The sequence below is a fragment of the Photobacterium alginatilyticum genome (genome assembly GCF_009910675.1).
Classification (GTDB): domain Bacteria; phylum Pseudomonadota; class Gammaproteobacteria; order Enterobacterales; family Vibrionaceae; genus Photobacterium; species Photobacterium alginatilyticum.
The window spans coordinates 88856-107368 of sequence record NZ_RSEJ01000018.1 but is presented as its reverse complement, the minus strand read 5'-3'; the positions used below and the strand labels follow the sequence as shown (position 1 = coordinate 107368).

Annotated in this window: 12 protein-coding genes; 7 read left to right on the top strand and 5 right to left on the bottom strand. The window is 42.6% G+C overall.

All coding sequences use genetic code 11. The features are described from left to right. Nucleotides 1–453 precede the first annotated feature (453 nt). Both EIZ48_RS16860 and EIZ48_RS16855 read left to right on the top strand, forming a co-directional pair. Nucleotides 454–4998, top strand: a complete 4545-nt coding sequence (locus tag EIZ48_RS16860; RefSeq protein ID WP_160653810.1) for an AAA family ATPase — start codon at nucleotides 454–456, stop codon at nucleotides 4996–4998. Nucleotides 4999–5282: 284 nt separating this feature from the next. Next, entirely contained in the window at nucleotides 5283–6398 is a 1116-nt protein-coding gene (locus EIZ48_RS16855) for a hypothetical protein (protein ID WP_160653808.1), read from the top strand. A gap of 90 nt (nucleotides 6399–6488) precedes the next feature. On the opposite strand, the gene EIZ48_RS16850 is transcribed toward EIZ48_RS16855, so the two are convergent. Continuing rightward, nucleotides 6489–6815 (bottom strand): helix-turn-helix domain-containing protein, encoded by a 327-nt coding sequence (locus tag EIZ48_RS16850; RefSeq protein ID WP_160653805.1) that lies wholly within the window; start codon nucleotides 6813–6815, stop codon nucleotides 6489–6491. Between the two features lie 103 nt (nucleotides 6816–6918). Here EIZ48_RS16850 and EIZ48_RS16845 point away from each other — a divergent pair, with 103 nt between their 5' ends. The 5 genes from EIZ48_RS16845 to EIZ48_RS16825 all read left to right on the top strand — a co-directional run bounded on the left by EIZ48_RS16845 (nucleotide 6919) and on the right by EIZ48_RS16825 (nucleotide 13979). Beyond that, a complete protein-coding gene (locus EIZ48_RS16845; protein WP_160653803.1) occupies nucleotides 6919–7488 on the top strand; it encodes a VspR family transcription factor in 570 nt (189 codons plus the stop codon). Next, nucleotides 7485–8852, top strand: a complete 1368-nt coding sequence (locus tag EIZ48_RS16840; protein WP_160653799.1) for a DEAD/DEAH box helicase — start codon at nucleotides 7485–7487, stop codon at nucleotides 8850–8852. Before EIZ48_RS16845 ends, EIZ48_RS16840 begins: the two co-directional genes overlap by 4 nt. Before the next feature lie 360 nt (nucleotides 8853–9212). Then, a complete protein-coding gene (locus EIZ48_RS16835) occupies nucleotides 9213–11117 on the top strand; it encodes an ATP-dependent nuclease (RefSeq protein ID WP_160653796.1) in 1905 nt (634 codons plus the stop codon). Further along, nucleotides 11114–12763, top strand: a complete 1650-nt coding sequence (locus EIZ48_RS16830; RefSeq protein WP_160653793.1) for a UvrD-helicase domain-containing protein — start codon at nucleotides 11114–11116, stop codon at nucleotides 12761–12763. The genes EIZ48_RS16835 and EIZ48_RS16830 overlap by 4 nt, the downstream gene beginning before the upstream one ends. A gap of 319 nt (nucleotides 12764–13082) precedes the next feature. Then, nucleotides 13083–13979: a toll/interleukin-1 receptor domain-containing protein gene (locus tag EIZ48_RS16825; RefSeq protein ID WP_160653790.1), complete on the top strand. Its 897-nt coding sequence runs from the start codon at nucleotides 13083–13085 to the stop codon at nucleotides 13977–13979. A 34-nt stretch (nucleotides 13980–14013) separates the two neighbouring features. On the opposite strand, the gene EIZ48_RS16820 is transcribed toward EIZ48_RS16825, so the two are convergent. The 4 genes from EIZ48_RS16820 to EIZ48_RS16805 all read right to left on the bottom strand — a co-directional run bounded on the left by EIZ48_RS16820 (nucleotide 14014) and on the right by EIZ48_RS16805 (nucleotide 18442). Further along, nucleotides 14014–15176, bottom strand: a protein-coding gene (locus EIZ48_RS16820) for an IS3 family transposase (RefSeq protein WP_160653787.1) whose coding sequence is annotated in 2 segments (ribosomal slippage) — nucleotides 14014–14921 and nucleotides 14921–15176 — 1164 coding nt in all. Because the reading frame shifts where the segments join, the coding sequence is not laid out codon by codon here. 169 nt (nucleotides 15177–15345) lie between these two features. Next, nucleotides 15346–16296: a toll/interleukin-1 receptor domain-containing protein gene (locus EIZ48_RS16815; RefSeq protein ID WP_160653784.1), complete on the bottom strand. Its 951-nt coding sequence runs from the start codon at nucleotides 16294–16296 to the stop codon at nucleotides 15346–15348. A 494-nt stretch (nucleotides 16297–16790) separates the two neighbouring features. Then, on the bottom strand, nucleotides 16791–18047 hold the full coding sequence (locus EIZ48_RS16810; RefSeq protein ID WP_160653781.1) for a Y-family DNA polymerase: 1257 nt from the start codon (nucleotides 18045–18047) through the stop codon (nucleotides 16791–16793). Continuing rightward, a complete protein-coding gene (locus tag EIZ48_RS16805) occupies nucleotides 18035–18442 on the bottom strand; it encodes a LexA family protein (protein ID WP_128786548.1) in 408 nt (135 codons plus the stop codon). Before EIZ48_RS16805 ends, EIZ48_RS16810 begins: the two co-directional genes overlap by 13 nt. Nucleotides 18443–18513: the final 71 nt, after the last annotated feature.

The following is an 18513-nucleotide window of genomic DNA, read 5'->3' as shown; positions in this document are numbered from 1 at the left end:
TGAGGTAGCTAGGCTGGCCTATTCCGTGGTATTCGGCAATAGCCTGTTGGACAATTGCCTAAGAAGCTTACGCCCCTAATTGAGATAGATCAGCTTCAGTAGTCTAAATAACCCCATAAATAATTCTTCAGCAGTTCACATTGTCACTTTCTTTTTTACCAACTACCGAGGATTCCTCGGCAGTTGTTGCAAATTTTTCAACAACTGAGTTATGACACTCTTCCTTAAGTCTGGCTGAACTGACTAGCTTTTGCCTCATTCTGAGTTAAAGTGAAAGCTCATACACATTCTGTTTTTTCTGTATTTGCCATAGGAAAAACTAATCCACACAGATCTACACCTACATTAATCAGTTCGTAATATTTAATTTTGATTGACATGGTTTTTGCTGAGATATCAGGGTGATATAATTTTTATCTTATGCGTAAGAAACCCCCAAAGGGAGATATGTCAGTGCCTGAAGCGAACCAAGTGAAAATAGTTGAAGCACCAGAAATTGAAAAAGAAGTTACTGATAATCGCCCTACCGAGGTCATAGAAGTAGGTGCCAAGGTGCTGCCATACCAATTGTTGACCCCTGAACAGTTTGAACTGTTACTTTGGGATGTATTTCGCAGCGGTTATGAGGCGGAGCACCCTTATGACAAGTCTCGATGGATGATTACTGGTGCAGACAAAGGGAGAGACGTTTGGCTTACCAATAAAGAGGTGCCTGTTGGCTTGGTACAGTGTAAGCGTGAGGCAGGAAAATTTAGCGTTTCAGCAACTCTAAAAGAGATCATTAAATTTCTATTTTATGCTGAATTAGATAAAAGCTTATTACCACAACCTGATGAGTTTACTTTTTACTTGGCCTTGAGCAATGATCCACATGGTGATGTAGACGATTTTTTCCAAGCACCAAAAGCTTGGGTCGCAAATAATGAACCAGAAATTTTAAGACAAGCAAAAGCTGTCAAGCAAAAATACGCATCTTTCAAAAATATTGATGCCGAAAACCTCTTGCCAGCTCTTGTTAAGAACATAAATAATTTTCGATACATATTACTGAGACCACATGAATTAAATCGATGGTTACAGATCAATCAAGATGTCTGTAACCGTCACTTCATAATACCGAACACTCTAGTAGCCCCTCTATGGGAGCAACCGATGTCGCAAGTCACAGAAGAGAAGCTAAAGGAAGCAAGTCGTCCGCTCTCTTGCTGGCATAAGACTATTGAGAATCAGTTTATTTTTCGACAAGAATTAGAAAATCTCAAGCAGCTGATAGATACAGCAGAAAGTAACTGTTACCTTCTCTCAGGGAGTTCAGGCTCTGGTAAATCATCATTATTGTCACAGCTCTATGACCACTTGCTTGAGCAGGATCTAACTATTCTAGCCATTAAAGCTGACGAATTGGATAAAGAAATTAATGACTTAGTAGATTTGGGAAAGTATTTAAAATTAGAGGGAAATATTACAAATTCTCTACTGAAACTATCTGAGTCCAAGCCTTTAGTACTATTGGTAGACCAGATGGATGCAGTTAGCGAAGTTATGGATCAGAGTTCAAATAGATTTAGAGTTCTGGTAGACCTTATACTTTCGCTTAAAGAGCAGTTTGAGTCTCGTAAAACATATCCTATTCATATTGTAGTGTCCTCTAGACCGTTTGAGGCTAGCTTTGACACTCGGTTTGTCCAATTGGATGCAACGCAAATAGAACTCAACGCCCTCTCACAAGAATGTGTTGAAGAATTTTTGACGGACATTGGAATTAATAAAAATTCAGTGCCTGTATCAATGTATCCCACTATACAAGTACCTTTCGCATTAAGCTTATACGTCAGTCTTATAACGTCGGGGGAGAATCCTGCTGAAATTACATCTAAAAACCTACTGAGCCGTTGGTTAGAAAAGAAGTTAACAAACCCAGTAACTCGGGTACAACAGCTCGATTTCCTTCGCTTGTTAGCTAATGACATGATTAAGCATGAAGTTCTAAGAAGACCTATTGATGCTTATGAAATTGAGTACCATTCAACTATCTACACTTTAGAAGCTGTTGGAGTTATCGTTAGGTATGGGAAAAATATCGGCTTCAGTCATCAAGCATGGCTTGATGACTTTCAGGCACAATGTTTCAAATGCTCTGACGATATTTGCCGATTTATTTCACTCAAGCAAGATGGGTTATTTTCTAGGAGTACAATTCTTAGAGGGTTAGAGCATCTCCGTGAACATAACATTAGCGAGTACCAAAAGGCGCTGGATACGCTGTTATTTAGTGGCAAAGTGCGCCGTCATATACTTCACCTTTTAGTTGATATCATAAGCACCTCTCCATCTCCTGACTTTAATGATTCGGAGCGTGTTTCTAGAATTATTCAACATGATCAGGTGCTTGCTCGACGTATTGTATCTAAGACATCTATCCATTGGGTGAACTGGAGAGGGCTACTCGTTGAATATCTACCTGAGCTAATGGGGCAACTAAAACACTATGAAAATGCAACTCAATGGCTCATAGCCGAGAGTAACTTTGATGAAGATCATGTTGTGTCATTAATAGATAGGTTGTGGGGCGAGCAGGAAGATGACGAGCGAGCCTTCAATGTACTATCTAGATCAATAGCTTCAACCTCTGCAACATTGAAACGAGTTGAAAAAATCTTATCTCGAACCGATGTGATTAAGGATGTGGTTTCGAGGTATATCGTTGGGTTGTTTAAGCAAAACCATAAAGAATCAGCGTTAAAGCTCCTAGCTACATGGCTTAATTTAGTCGAATATAAAGTCGCGATTGAACACCGATTATATGGGATCGACAAATATGTAAAAGAGTATCCCTTCCAGTTTGCTGAAGTTTTAATGCCTTGGTTTATCCGCATTATTGAAAATGGCGAAGTTCATACTACCTTGGCTCGCACGTTTAAACGCTCTTCCTACCTTAATGGCGACTTGGAAGATAGATTAGAAGAAGATAAACTTTTAGGTGCTTTGCAAATATCATTAATCGAATCTGCTAAAAATAATCCCATAAAGTTTCTAGAGTTTATTAATCCGTTTATGGGTATCCAGCTTGACGAAATTCAATCAATGATAGCCATTGCTTTGGCATCGAATTCTTCAGAACTGGCTGATGAAATTGAAATTTTCTTATTGGAGAATGATTTTCGCTTGTGTTTGGGATATGGCTATTTTCAAGGAGAAGATAAAGTAAACTTTTTGGTGAATGGCAACATCACTATGATGCTTATTGAAGAAAGCGTACCTTACTGGAAATCTGAACAAATCGAACATATAAAGCAGGCTATTGAAAATTATCATGCATATTCACCAGATTCTGAACTTCCAGTAGAAACGAGACATCGCTCACTTCGATATAGTGAAGAGTATCGCCTTACTTTACTAGCTAGGCTCCCTGCTGAAATGTTAACTCCTCGCAGACGACGTCAAGTGGCAGAAAGAGACTGTCAACGAGAGCCAAAAATTGGTGAACGCTCAAGTGGTATGGGCATGGCCTCTATAGTGACTTCTCCTATGTCAGAAGAACAGATGGACAAAGCAAGTGATAGCGATATTCTCAAATTTTTTAATGAGATGATTTCTGATCACGATGAACAAAAACAAAGGCATTGTTGGAGATATGGTGGGATAGTAGAACTATCAAGAGCATTTGGACGCTTCGCTTTTTCTACCCCAGTACGAGCGATGAATCTTATGAACAATCATTTTGAGGCGGGAATTCACGAACGTCCTGCGGCTTACGCTGTAGAAGAACTATCTAAGTTAAATGAAATTAAATCATCTGAGCTAAAAGAGCTTATAAGTACGTTAAACCAACGAGGATTTAAATCACAAGAGTGGGTTTTCGGAGTTGCTAGATCATTCCAACAGATTGCAAAGATCGACAAAGGATTGGGCGATGAAGATATTACGCTTTTAGTTAGTTTCCTTGAAGCTGATATAGAACCTGATACGAATCACAAGGAGTTATCCGAGGACAATGAACATAATGGGGCACTTCTTTTCGGTAATAGAGGTGGATCTCGTGCTGTTCCATCAGGAAACTACACTATTCTTTCCGCAATTTATTTGGGCTTATTGTGTCGGGAGAATCCCGAATATGATCAGTGGCTGGACATCTTATTCCAGTTTATTGATTTATCGAAAAATACTGAAACTTGGGAATGTATATTACTTTTTGAAGGACGTCAGTTGTATTGGGCTAATCAAGAAAAGGTTAATTCTCTAATCACTCGACTATTTACAGAAAATTCGGCGCTGTTCTCAACACCAGCATTGGTTAGTACTATTTGGGAACTCGTAGACAAGTTAGATTTCTCGTTACTCCTTGAGATAATTGAGAACTGGCTATCCACAAAAAATCCTACTTGTATTCAGGCAGCTGGAGAGTTGATGGCTGGGATCATAATTTCTGATCGAGGATGCGCTCAATTGGTAGATAGGTGGATAAAGGCACTTGATACAGGAGATATCAATATTAAATGTGGAGGGATCTACGCTGCTTGCTCTGGGTGGTACGAACTTGGTAAGGTCAGAGGCTCCTCACATGACGTACTGATGAGTTGCATGAAAGGAGAACTTGAACTGTTATCTCATGCAATAAACTCCGTGTTTTCCTACAATAAACGAATGCCTAGTGATGAACTTACATACGAGGTTCTTCATTTTATTGCTGATAACCCATCACTGATAACCAAGCTCGACATGTATCGATTAGTAAGCTGTCTTGTTAAGCTAAATCCAACTCCAAGGATAATGAAAGTAGTTTTGACTATTGCCCAGCATATAGTGAAGGTGCAGCAAGAAAAGGAATGTGATTTCGCGTACATCGAGCATGCTGATAAGTTAGTTGAACTAGCAGTAACGCTTCAGCGAACTGTGGGAGCAGTAAAGGAAGACGCTATGACGCTATATGAAAAATTACTTGATGCTGGAACTTATCGTGCAGAAGAAGCTGCTGAAGTAGCATTACGAAGTCATTGAGTGAGGTCTATTCCTCATACCTAAGAAATATTGGACTATATTGTAATCTAGATTAGCTGAGTTAGAATGAAGGTTCTAACTTGGTTTTGTCCATCATCGAGTCAGCTAGATCTAGGCTGATTCTGATCCCCTGCCACAAAGCGTTTTGGCTCCTCACTAAATTATATCGATGAGGTAAGGGATATGACAAAAGCATCTCGTGATGGATCGAATAATAAGTGAACAATCATTATTTCTGGGTTAATCTATATTCATCAAGTTGAATGCGATGTTATAGAGGCTCAATGCACGAGAAAGTAAATCGTTGGCTAGATATAGCTGAGCGTATTTTAAATCTAATCAAACCCAAGGCTTACAACACTATAGCTAAGTCAGTTGTTCTTACTGGTATAGGTCTAATAGTCGAATCACAGGTTAACTTTCTTCACGCTGTAGTAGTGGCGCTATTCGAAGAGTATATAGGTAAGTCCGAGATTCTTCGCTCTGTACTGAATGCTTCTAGTGATCCCACTGTGGGAGTCTTACTTGTCCTTACTGGCATGGTTTATCACGTAGCTGTAACCCTTGGTAAAGACTTCATTGATACTAAAAAAGCAGAATTACCGAAGTATCCAATTTTAAATTGCTTGCTACTGAACGGTGACAAGGAAGAGTTGAATTCAGAATTCACGGTACGTGGCAAGTTAGTTTCTCTTCCAGATAACGGCAATATTCCAGATCAAGAAGAGACTAAGCTCGATGAGTCTATCTATGGTAACTCTTCTATCTTCCAAACAATGCAATTATTACAAAACTCTCACTTTGGAAAACAACTAAATAAGGACTTATACAGAGAGCGAGCAGGTGTGCTCAGAGAATGGGCTGGTGCGGAAATTCTTTATCTAACCGTATCTAATGATAGTCGTATCTTGGCAAATGGTGTTTCTGTAGAGCTAACAATTCCGCGACACAAAGGGTTATCAATCAAAGTGCCTAAGAATAAGTACCCAGAAGAACCTAAAGCAGAAAATGACTACAACGATAGGTTTCAAATCCAAAGTATTCATAGCTGTCACAATGTCTCAATACCGGACTTGAGAGTGTCATCTGATGCTAAAAACTACTACATCAAGTGGAGAGTAAACCGTCTACAAGCACAAACCTATCTAGAAGTAGATGAATATGTATTGCTTAAAACTGATAAGCCTGTTGATATTCAATGCACTATCTTTTGTGATGAGTTACCGGAACCTACCAAGACTACATTCAAGGCAAATCCACCGTTGGGTACTGCTATTGTATCGATAGATGAATTATCGGATGAATCCTACTATGCGTCATTGCGCGATAAGCTCATTATGGATGGTTATGTCATAAGAGTTTTTGAAGAAATGATGGAAGAGTATGAGCTTGAGAGCTAGATAATCCTAGCTCTACCATCTTTACTACCTATGTGTGCGATAGCGACAGCTTATCTGGACGTATTTACCCCAAAGCATTTAGAGTCAATCCTAGAGCAACTCTTTCTGAGAGCTCATTTCCCGCAAAATAGAAAGCACTCGAGATTTGTCCTCATCTTTGAGCTTGGCCAGTAAACAGACAGCCTCGGCCATCTGATCATCTTCACAGAAAAAATAATTTAGCGGAACGCCTAGCTCGTTAGCTATCAGTTTAAGCGTTCGCACATCAGGGGTATGCCGCCCCTTCTCATACTGGTTCATCCGTGCACTTGCCGAACTTTCATCCATGCCTATGCGCACACCCAAAGCTTTTTGGGAGATCTTGGCTTTCTTGCGGACCTCCTTGAGGCGCATTGGGATAGGGTTGTGGTTCGACACTTACGTTTCATACTTTAAGGCTCAATCGAACTAAGATTTTCTTAGTTTTACTGATTTCTGTATACTAAGCAATCCTTAGTATTTATTTGTCAGGAGCCGAAGAATGTCGAAGTCAGTGGCATTGAATGAACATATCTACAACTTGTTGATCGTAAGGGATTTGGATCATTTTACTGTTACTGAGCTAAGGGATGCGCTTCTTGAAACGGGCAATATCAACACAGACAAGAATGAAACGCGAAAGTTCGTCTATCGCCAGGTAAGTCGGTTAGTACTTAAAGGCTATCTGGAGAAGTCGACAGAGAAAGGTTTTCATAATGCGGTTTACAGCAAAACGTTGGCAGCCCGGAGCACTCGCTTTCATGCCAAGAAAAACAACCTAACAAAATCGCAGGAGGCCTCCAAGATTGCTGAAAAGTCTCCTGGAAACAATAAGATTGAATTTCTATCCGCAATAAAAAGAGAGAGAAACGAGCTGGAGGTAAGACAAGCTATTGCCTTGAGAGAAATAGACAAATTCAAGGAACTGCTTCACCGTTTCCCTGATGAACAATCATATATCAGACCGTTTTTCGTAGAAGCTCGGCGGCATGCAACAGATGTTCAGGGTGATTTGGAGGCCGTTACTAAGCTAATTGATAACCACCCGCTATCTCAAGGTTGTCATGAATGAAGTTAAGAGCGTGGCAAACTAACTGCGTTAATACAGCTTTCGAAAAATACTTAGCAGGACATCAGCACTTTATGTGCCTTGCAACACCCGGTGCAGGTAAAACCATCATGGCATCTCAGGTCGCCAAAAGACTATTGTTGCAAGGTCATATCGATTTCGTTTTGTGTTTCTCACCTTCGGCTGTTGTTGCTCAGGGGATAAGAGAGACTTTTGCTTCGCAGCTTGGGTGCAACTTTGAGGGGGGCATCGGTGATACTGGTGCGTCTTATACTTATCAAGGAATGCTGTATAGGAAAGACTCTTTTTGGCAACTGCTGAAACGGCACAAAGTGCTTGTTGTGTTTGATGAGATACATCATTGCGCTGGTTCTTGCGAACTCGATGCAAATAGCTGGGGAGCCAAAATTCTAACCGAGATACAAGGCTATGCTGCTTATACTTTAGCGTTAACAGGTACGCCATGGCGCTCAGACAGCGCCCCTATCGTTCTGGCAAGTTACACCGATGATGATGGTCAGGTTCTGTGTGACTACTCATACGGGCTCGCAGATGCGATTACTGACGGCGTGTGCAGAGTACCGAAAATAGTATTGGTTGATAACGATAAACTGCAAATTACTCGAGATGGCGAAACGGAGTCCTTCAGTTCTTTCAACGAACTTCTAAAGAGTAAATCAGCGTCGTACCTATCTATCATTACTCAGTATGATGCGATGAAGTATGTTCTACAAAAGGGCTGCGAGACATTAGCGAAACTCCGAAAAAGTAACTCTAATCCAGGAGGACTCGTTGTGGCAGCCTCAGTATCGCACGCCAATATGTTACTGAAAATACTTGTCAACGAATTGGGTCAAACAGCGGAGATAGTCACGTACCATGAACGGAACCCTCTCGTTAAAATTGAGCAATTCAAGCAGGCTAACATCCAATGGATTGTCAGCGTAGGTATGATCAGTGAAGGGACAGATATTCCTCGCCTTCAAGTCTGTTGCCACCTTAGTACAGTGAAAACTGAGCTGTATTTTCGGCAGGTTTTGGGGCGAATTCTGAGAAAAACAAGCACTCCTAATCAGGAGGCTTGGCTTTACACCTTAGCTGAAGAGCGTCTATCAATATACGCGGAGAGAGTTGAGCAGAATATTCCTGAAGCATTCTCAAATCCCAATAACTCTGCATTTGGTGAAGCCGAGCTGAGTATCCAAACTGGTTCTCAACCAGTAACTAACCATGAGGAAATTGACCTTAGCTTGGGGGCGGTAAGTAATGATTCAATTTGTGGTTTTGGGCACATCGAAGACGATCCGTCATTTCCTCGACTGCTGTTGGGTGACTTTCGCGAGAGGCTGATTAGTGCCTTTATGTGAGCAGGATATTATCCAGTTTCGTGCCAGGTGCTTGCTCTGGCACAGTTTTGCCCAAAATCAGTCAGAGCAAACACTCGTTCATATCTTGTTAACGTGCGCTTTCCCTACCAAAAGTTATCCGAATTCAGAACATCAAGAAATTGAACATCAATGAGCAGTCTAAGCTCACAATATAGACACTAACCTATTGATTATAAATTGAAGTGATAAATGAAAGACGGCATTATGTGATTAGAACATTAGACGCGACGGTTAGCCGTCTAAGTAGCGTTATGAGTTTAGGAGGAAAGACCTATTTAAATCGATGATAGGCTGTTTATTACTAATTGAACCATAACAATGATTTTGATGGGGCTGATTATGAAGCTTAGTTTTGTCCGGCTGTCGAATTTTCAATCATTCGGGCCGGAACCAACCACTCTTACACTCAATGACATGACCTATTTAATTGGTCCAAATGGTTCAGGCAAAACAGCTGCGCTATTGGCTCTGAGTCGCATGTTCGGTTTCAATCCAGCCATGCGCAGAATTCAGCGCTCAGACTTCCATGTACCAGTAGCGGAAGAGGAGGCTCCTGAAGAACGGACACTATGGATCGAAGCGGAGTTTACTTTTCCAGAGCTGAGAGAGGGTGTTGATAACAGCACAGTCGCTCCACACTTCGGGCACATGAGGTTAGATGTTCCTGACGGTCTACCGCGAGTACGGTATCGCCTTACTGCGACGATGGGAATTGATGGTGATATCGAAGAAACACTTGATTATGTACTGGAAGTAAACCCAGATGGCTCACCACTCAGTAGTGCGAAAGTGCCACGTGGTGAGCGCAATCATATCCACGTTCACTATCTTCCTGCTAGGCGCGATCCTGCGGAGCACGTAACATACGGTTCTAATGCTATTTTGGGCAGAATGCTACGTTCTATTCAGTGGGATAATGAGCGAAAAACCATCTCAAGGCTAACAGGAGAGATAAGCGATAGTTTGCTTGGTAATCCATCTATTGTGGCTTTAAGCCAAGGTCTTACAAGCACATGGAACAAGCTGCATAAAGGCAATTTCTTTACAGACCCCAAGGTTACATTTGTCGCATCAGAAATAGAGGCTTTGTTGCGACATACGTCGATTTCCTTTGGACCAGGGCATGATGAGGGTTTCGTCGATTTCTCTCGCCTTAGCGATGGACAGAAGTCGATGCTTTACCTTTCCTTAGTGTTATCATCTCAAACAGTAAACAAGGCAACCCTCTTCGGTGAGGATACTGCATTTGACGTAGAAAAGCTTAAGCCACCAGTGTTTACTATCGTTGCGCTAGAAGAGCCCGAAAACAGCCTCTCGCCACACTATCTGGGTCGTATAGTGAATGCGCTTGTGGAAATGACGAAAGGTGGAGATGCTCAAGCGCTGATAGCCACTCACGCACCTTCGATGCTACGCCGTGTCAAGCCTGAAGATATTCGTTACCTGCGACTTAACTCTGCTCGCCATACTCAGGTGAAGCATATTCAAATGCCACCTACAACTGATGAAGCACACAAGTTTGTCCGACAAGCAGTACAAGCCTTTCCAGAAATATACTTCTCCCGCTTAGTCGTACTCGGCGAAGGTGACAGCGAAGAAATAGTCCTTCCTAGACTTCTTGCAGCGAAAGGCATACCTGTTGATGAGTCTGCTATTACCGTTGCCCCACTGGGTGGTCGACATGTAAACCATTTCTGGCGACTTTTATCGACATTGGAAATACCATACGTCACCTTGCTAGATCTTGATGTGGCCCGATACCAAGCCGGTTGGGGACGAATGAAATATGTAAATGATCAATTAGCACAATTTGAGCCCGAAAAAGTACTTCCTGCAGGACACGTTATTCCAGCATGGAATGACTCAATGTACATGGTAAGAGACTACGCAAATTACCAGACAGAGTTTGAAGAAAGAGGTGTTTACTTTTCTTTTCCAATGGACTTGGATTTTGCAATGTTGCTTGCGTACCCGAGAGCTTACAACGTAGAGGAAGAAGTTGCAGAAGATTCAACCATCAAAGCTGTATTGGGTAAAAGCCATTTCAATTCAGCACAGTATACTTCTGATGAGCTAAAGCTATTTAACACCTATCATCAGCTATTTAAACTGGGAAGTAAGCCAGCTTCGCACATTGAGGCCTTTGCAGAGTTATCTGATGCAGACATACTCGGAAGCATACCTGAATCTATAAACCGTTTAGCGCGTGTAGTCAAAGAGCGGCTAGAGGCTATACCAGAATGATAGCTATAGAGTCTTGGAGGCCTTCTGATGGGCTGCAACTAGAACCAAATGCACACATAGCCGCAACAGATCAAAATCAATCTCTTGCTCTTACTGCAGGACCTGGAGCAGGAAAGACGGAAATGCTGGCTCAAAGAGCTGACTTCCTTCTACGCACTGGTGTATCAAGATACCCGAAACGAATTCTTGCCATTTCGTTTAAGGTAGATGCTAGCAAAAACTTAAGAGAAAGAGTGCAGCAACGTTGTGGCACTGAGCTTGGTTCTCGTTTCGATAGCTACACTTTTCATGCATTTGCCAAACGCATTGTTGACCGATTCAGGGTGGTATTAACTGGCAATGATGCACTCACTGCTGGTTATACAATTGGTGAGACCAAAATTCCCCATCAGCAGATTCTATTTCTTGATCTAGTACCCTTAGCAATCAAAATTCTTCAAAGCTCAGAGATTGCCAGAAACGCAGTAAGCCAGACATATAGCGACGTGTTTCTAGATGAATTTCAGGATTGTACTAACTTGCAGTATGAATTGGTCAAAATCGCATTCCTTGGAACAGGTGCTCGTCTTACGGCTGTTGGGGACACTAAGCAAAAGATCATGGGGTGGGCCGGGGCTCTTGAGGGCATTTTCTTACAATTTTCCAGAGATTTTGGAGCAAGACCGCTGAACATGTATCGTAACTTTCGATCTCAGCCGGTTCTACTTCGCCTACAGAACGAGATAATCCGTACTCTGGATCCCGCATCCGTTATGCCAGATGAGCAACTAGCTGGCCAGGGAGGCGAAATTCACTCGTTGAGTTTTGATACTTGTGGTAATGAAGCTGAATGGATAGCTGATACGGTCTTGCAGTGGATCAGGGATGAACGCCTGCCCACCTCTGAAATTGCCATTTTAATCTCCAAGCAACTCAACCTGTATGCTGCTCCACTTATGGCCGCTCTTGAGGCTCGTGGAATTCCTTATCGCAATGAACAGCAGATGCAAGATATCACTACAGAGCCATTAGCCCGACTCATCGTTGATTATCTTCAATGCCTCTACGGGGAGCGTTGCCCTGACGCTTGGAGAAGCTTGTCTAAGCTCCTGACACCATTCGAGGGTGAAGATGCCCAATCCGGTGGTAAGCAATCTTTTGGTCAGTTCATTCGGCAACAACGGCTAGAAATTGCTCAGGAGAATGCTGAAGGAGAAAGATATTATTCATGGTGGGAAAGAGTTCGAAACTTTCTGGCTTTCGTCGGTCTTGAGATTGCTACATCATTATCACCAGATTATGAGTCGAAAGTGCGGCTTAATGAAGTGGCAGCCGAAACTCATGCCCGTATAAATGAATTAAGGGAAGTTGAAGAGGACTTATTGGGCGCACTAAGCCGCTTTTCCGATGACCAGGCCGTGAGGATTCTAACCATCCATAAAAGCAAAGGCCTTGAATTCGATTCAGTGATCATGATGGCAATTGAGAATGAGATCTTTTTTGGTGATCAGGGCGCAAATCGTTGCGCCTTCTTTGTGGGCGTGTCGCGTTCCAAGCGAAGACTAGTGTTAACTCACTCTGAGATGAGGCAAAGACCTGACGGCTATACCGGGCATTGGAGCGAACGAAGAACACCTCAAAAGGAATACTTGGGTTATACGCGATGATTCCTGAGTTATGGTTGGCTTGTGGGTGCCCTCCGAAAAGTTTCAACTTAATAAAACCAATCCAAATTATTCGGTCGATGATTAGTTCCTGGCTTATATTTGTCCAGAGGTGTGTTGACGGGTGAGGTGTGTTGACGTGTGACAGTGTGTTGACGTGTGATGTAACACACGTTTGCCCCTTTCTGAGTTTGGGCTGCTTGACATCTCATTTAGCCAACTAGTCATTGACCTACTTTTTCTCATGTATGTAAGGTACGTACTGGAGTCGAAATATCAGTTATCAATCATGCCTGTAAGTCATTAAAAAGTAGGGGGAGTAATGCCTGTTTTTATAAGTTATTCGCACAGCGATGAAGAATTTGTAAACAAGTTCGCTGCGCACTTGGTAAAGCACAATACTCATGTATGGGTTGATACATGGAACTTAAGCATAGGTGATTCTATTCTAAGTAAGGTTCAAGAGGCTATCGAAGAATCTAGTGCCCTCATCCTAGTTCTCTCAAAACAATCTGTTGAGTCTGAGTGGTGTAAAAAGGAATTAAATTCAGCACTAATGAGAGAGTTGGACGAAAAAAGAGTTATTGTACTGCCAATTTTACTCGAGGATTGCAATATCCCGTTGTTTTTGAGGGAAAAAATGTATGCTGACTTTCGTTCATCTTTTGACGCAGGACTTACCTCAGTCGTAGATTCACTAGCTCGAATATCCAACCAACAGCAAAGCCGAATTGCTAGCTCGAATGGCCATGTCGATTGGTCTATGACATGGGGTTTTCAACAAGGTTTACTAAACGCTAATTTTACAATTATTGAGCAATCTACAGGTGCCCCCTTTACCGTTCTGTCTCAGATTTCTATTAAGTGCAACAGGCAAGCGACACAACGTTATCGACAGTATATGAGCCTTGGCTTAGATTGGTATTGTCAGTTTTTATTTACAACATCTATTGCTAATGCTGTTTGTGAAAAAGACCTACACTTGGTTCTAGAAAGCACAGAAAAAGAAACTATTGACGTAAAAGTTCAAGACAGCAAGTTAGGGGTTGAGTTCATAGTACAAGTGGAGTCTAGTCGGCTTGGTGAAGATACCGGTAAGGATATTCTAGTTAATGCTACTCGTTACATAAATGATATTTCAAGATATGTAAAATCAGTTACACGTGATTTGACTTCAGATGAGAGTTCAAGGCTTCAATTATTGCTCTTGGCTAGATAGAGTTTCAAACCAAAATACTAGTAACGTGTAGTGGTCAACCATTTCCGGACAGTAAATTAGTTTGATTCTCAGCTTTTGCCGGTGGAACGCCTCCATTATGTTGATGAGGCCGTTGCCAGTTGTAATAACCCATCAGGTAATGGCTGATATCTCTCGATGCATCGGCCTTTGTCATGTATCCCATAGCCGGAACCCATTCCGTTTTCAGACTTCGAAATAAGCGCTCCATTGGCGCGTTATCCCAGCAATTTCCCCTACGGCTCATACTTTGGCTTATTCGATAACGCCACAGCCGTTGGCGAAAGTTCCGACTGCCATATTGGGAACCTTGATCTGAGTGAAAGAGAACACCTTTGGGTTTCCCTCGTAGCTCATAAGCTCTGTCCAATGCGCTCACAACCAGCGCTGCATCGGGATGTTCAGATAGCGCCCAACCCACAACACATCGAGTATATAGGTCGAGAACAACAGCTAGATAACACCATTTTGAGCCCGCCCAGATGTAGGTGATGTCTCCGCACCAGACCTGATTTGGCGCACTAACATCGAACTCTCGGTTCAGGTGATTCGGGATCTCTGGCCGTTCATGAGCAGCCTGCTTATATTTGTGTGCGCCAGGTTGTTTACTGGTAAGCCCGGCCTCCTGCATCAACCGCCGAACTTTGAATCGGCCGATACTGTAACCGTTATCACGCATCATCATCACAAGTGAGCGACTTCCCGCGGAGCCTCGACTCACTGTAAAAAGTCGTTTGACCTCGCTGCGTAATTCAACGCGTTCAGCGTCTATATTACGGTGGCGTTGTCGGTACTCATAGTAACTTGAGGGTGAGATGCCGAAAACGGTGCAGACCAATTCAACAGGCTCTTGCTCTCTTAACTGGTCTATCAGCGAATACGTTCTATCTCGTCCGCCATCAAAAGAGCTGTAGCCTTTTTTAATATCGACTTCTCCCGCTCAAGGCGGTTAATACGAGCTTCTAGCTCCTGAATTTTTTGTTGCTCCGGAGTGAGTGCTTTACTCGATGGCGTTTGACCACCTCGCTCCTGTTTTAACTGATTAACCCATCGACGAAGGACATTTTCACTCACATCTAGAGAGCTGGAAGCCTCAGAAACGGTATAGCCCTGGTCAAGAACCAGATTGGCAGCTTCAAGCTTAAATTCAGCAGAAAAAGTACGACGTTGTTTTGTCATTGAACACCTCTAAAACTAGGCGGTAATTTTACCACCTTAAATGGTGTCCGGGATCATTAGACCACTACAACGTGCCTCTTAACAAAACTACGAAAAGTGGCACGTTATACTCTTAAGGGTAGAGCTTTCAATTATCGCATTTTTTGATTTACTTCCCTATCGACGTACATCAGGATTCAATCAATTTTTTGTCTAACTCTTTGATGATTAGCTTGGTAATCATTTCAACGGAGTGAGTAGAAGTGTTCAGCGCAAATTTGTCTGCCATGTGAAGATTAAACTCTATTACTTCATCAAAGGTGATCCTATGCCAGATTGGTAAGATTGATTTACCCTTGTGTACTTCCTTTGCGTAAAGGCTTTGCAGTTCAATCTCTGGCCATTTCTTTTTAACAAAATCTGGCGAAAGAACAACAATACCAAAGGTGCATTCACTCAGGCCTTTGTTGATTGAAGAGCTAAGACTATCACCAATAGACAGTGAGTATTCATCATACCAAACACTAACACCTTCACTTATCAATGAATCAGCTAAATCTCTAACGATTGAACCTTTGTCTTCTGATGCATGGCTAATGAATACATCCACACCATCACGTTTCATAGTATCTCCGCTTATGTCCATTCCTGAAAATTGCCGAAGAGTTTCAGATTCTTGTCTCAATTCTCCAACAAATTTCCTGTTATCAATAATTTTCTGCTTTTCTAACTGAGAGCGCTTTTTGTTATCAAGAGCAGTTTCACGTCTTCTTCTAGCATCAGCCTGAATGCTATTCCACTCTCTTAGCTTGGCTTTTTGCTGTTCTTCAGCAAAGATTTTCTGTATAGATTTGCGCTTATTTTTTTTATTATTTTTTTTAAAGTCGCCCTCTGCATAGAAGAACTGTGGCTTATCTTCAGCAAGTTGAGCTATCTCATTTGTTTTCTCTCTGTGTGCTTTCTCTAACTGATTTAAAGTATTAGTTAAATCTTTATGCTCTTTTGAACCCAGCTCTGATCTTCGAAGATTATTGATTACTTGCCTTATCTTCTCATCAATCTCTTCAACCCTTTCTTCAGCCTGCTTAGATTTTTTGAATCTATCTGAAGAGCATCTAAATCCAATTGGTAACTTAGTCATGCCGAACCTTATGAATAACAACACATAACTAATATCCAATAAGTTAATGAAAAGGTGAAGATATATGGTAACAAATTGTGTGAGTTAGCAGATACATTTCAAAATTATTGTATTGAAATGGCAAAATTGGCCATGAGAAAGGAGGTTACCCATAGAAATGGTAATTCATGGTCAACTAATTTAGTAAAGCCCCTGACTCAGTTTTGTCCAGAAATGAATTGGGATTTACATGTGCTAGATAGGAGCCTTACACTCATTCGTTTGCAAGGTGATGCATTGAAGGCTAGCTGTAAGAAAGAATCTTACAGATGACAGGTACGTAACTTCTACTGAGTGATGTTGTGTAATCTTATGGTTCATTTTTATGTCAATTTATGGTGCAAAAAAAGCGCTAACAATCTGATAAGTAGTTAACGCTTATGTCAGCCGGAAGCAACAATTGCAGTACAGCAATTCCATATACAATGTTAAAAGTTGTTATGACCAGATACGCATCAACATTTGATCCGGGGTATATCATCCCATTGGGTAGTATATTGCGGGGTTAGCAATTTTCTTCGCATAGCCCATTTTTGTTCGGTTCCCTGAGCCGCAAGGAACATTGTATTGCTGCCATAACGATGATTCAGATCATCAACCATCTTCATCAAAGCTGGATTAGATGGATGATCATCAAACATATCTTGCTGAAAAAAATGTCCATCAACCAAATCAATCAAACCTATCCCGACCTTGTAATAACGTACGTTTTCAGCAAACAGCGTATTGATGAGATCGGACACGACATCCGTGATTCGTGTTGTATCATCAGTAGGATAGGCAAAGCGGTGTACCTGTCTGTAACTGACAGGTTGATCATCGAAAGGGGAGCTGGCAGCAAAGGCCAACATGACTCGGCATAACGAGCCCTGGTGACGCAATTTTTCTGCAGCAATGGCGGCATGCTTGCTCAAGGCTTGTCGAAGCGGCTCCCTTCCGGTGATCCGCTCCCCGACACTGCGCGTAGAAAAGATCTGCTGTTTATCAGCCCTGGCCTGATCCCACATCTTGCAGATCTCCCCGTTGAGCTCGCGTACGGTGCGCTCGACTTCCACATTAAAGTTTTTTCGTGCCAGGGCAGGCTTCATCTGTGCCAGCTGCAGAGCGGTGTTGATCCCCATATATTCCAGCCGTTTGGCCAACCGACGTCCGATCCCCCACACATCCCCTGTCTGCATCCTGGCCAGTACCTGGCTTCTGACCTGGTGATTATCGATAACACAGACACCGTTATAACCTTGGATCTTCTTTGCAGCATGATTAGCTACTTTGGCCAGAGTTAGGGTTTCCCCCATGCCGACACACACAGGCAACCGGCATTCACGCCACACGGCACGGCGAAGGATATGGCCATGTTGGGTAAGATCAGGGATCGCTGCCTCGCAACGCCTGAAAGAGAGAAAGGATTCGTCAATACTGTAGATGTGCTGTTCGGGTGCAAAGCGGCCGATCACTTCCATCATCTTTGCCGACAAGTCACCATACAGTTCATAGTTTGACGAACAGACAATGATCCCTTTGGCTTCGCACAAGGCCCGCATTTCAAAATAGGGCTTGAACTTCACCACTCCCGCTTCTCTGGCTTGCCTGTTGGCCGCCACGATACAGCCGTCATTGTTCGACAGCACTACCATACCCCGCCCGCGCCAATCAGGCCTAAATACCTGCTCAGCACTGCAATAATACGCATTTGCATCAACTAGGGCGAACATAGGACCGGGCTTAAGCGGTGAAAGCGAACGGAGCGGATCACAACCCCTTCAACAGAAAACTGATCGAACTCCATAATGGGTACGGGCTGATATGCCTGGTTGGCTGATAACAGCAGTCGGCGGTCGGTATCGAGAATTTTGCAGACAAACTCGCCATTTATATTGGCCACAATGACATCTTGGTTCTGCAGCTTGACGTGACGATCAACGATTAGCAAATCTTGATCGAATATACCGACTCCAGTCATGGAGTCACCGCAGGCACGACCGACGAAAGTCGCACTGGGGTGCTCAATCAAGAGTTCATCGAGAGACAAAGGCAGCTGGGTATAGTCTGCCGCGGGGCTTTCAAAGCCTGTGATACCGGCACTGGCCGCGAGGGGGATCACTTTCATAATCAACTTAACTGTACAAATATACAGTTAAGTTTACCCGATCAACGTACAGAGGCAAACTATATGAGGCA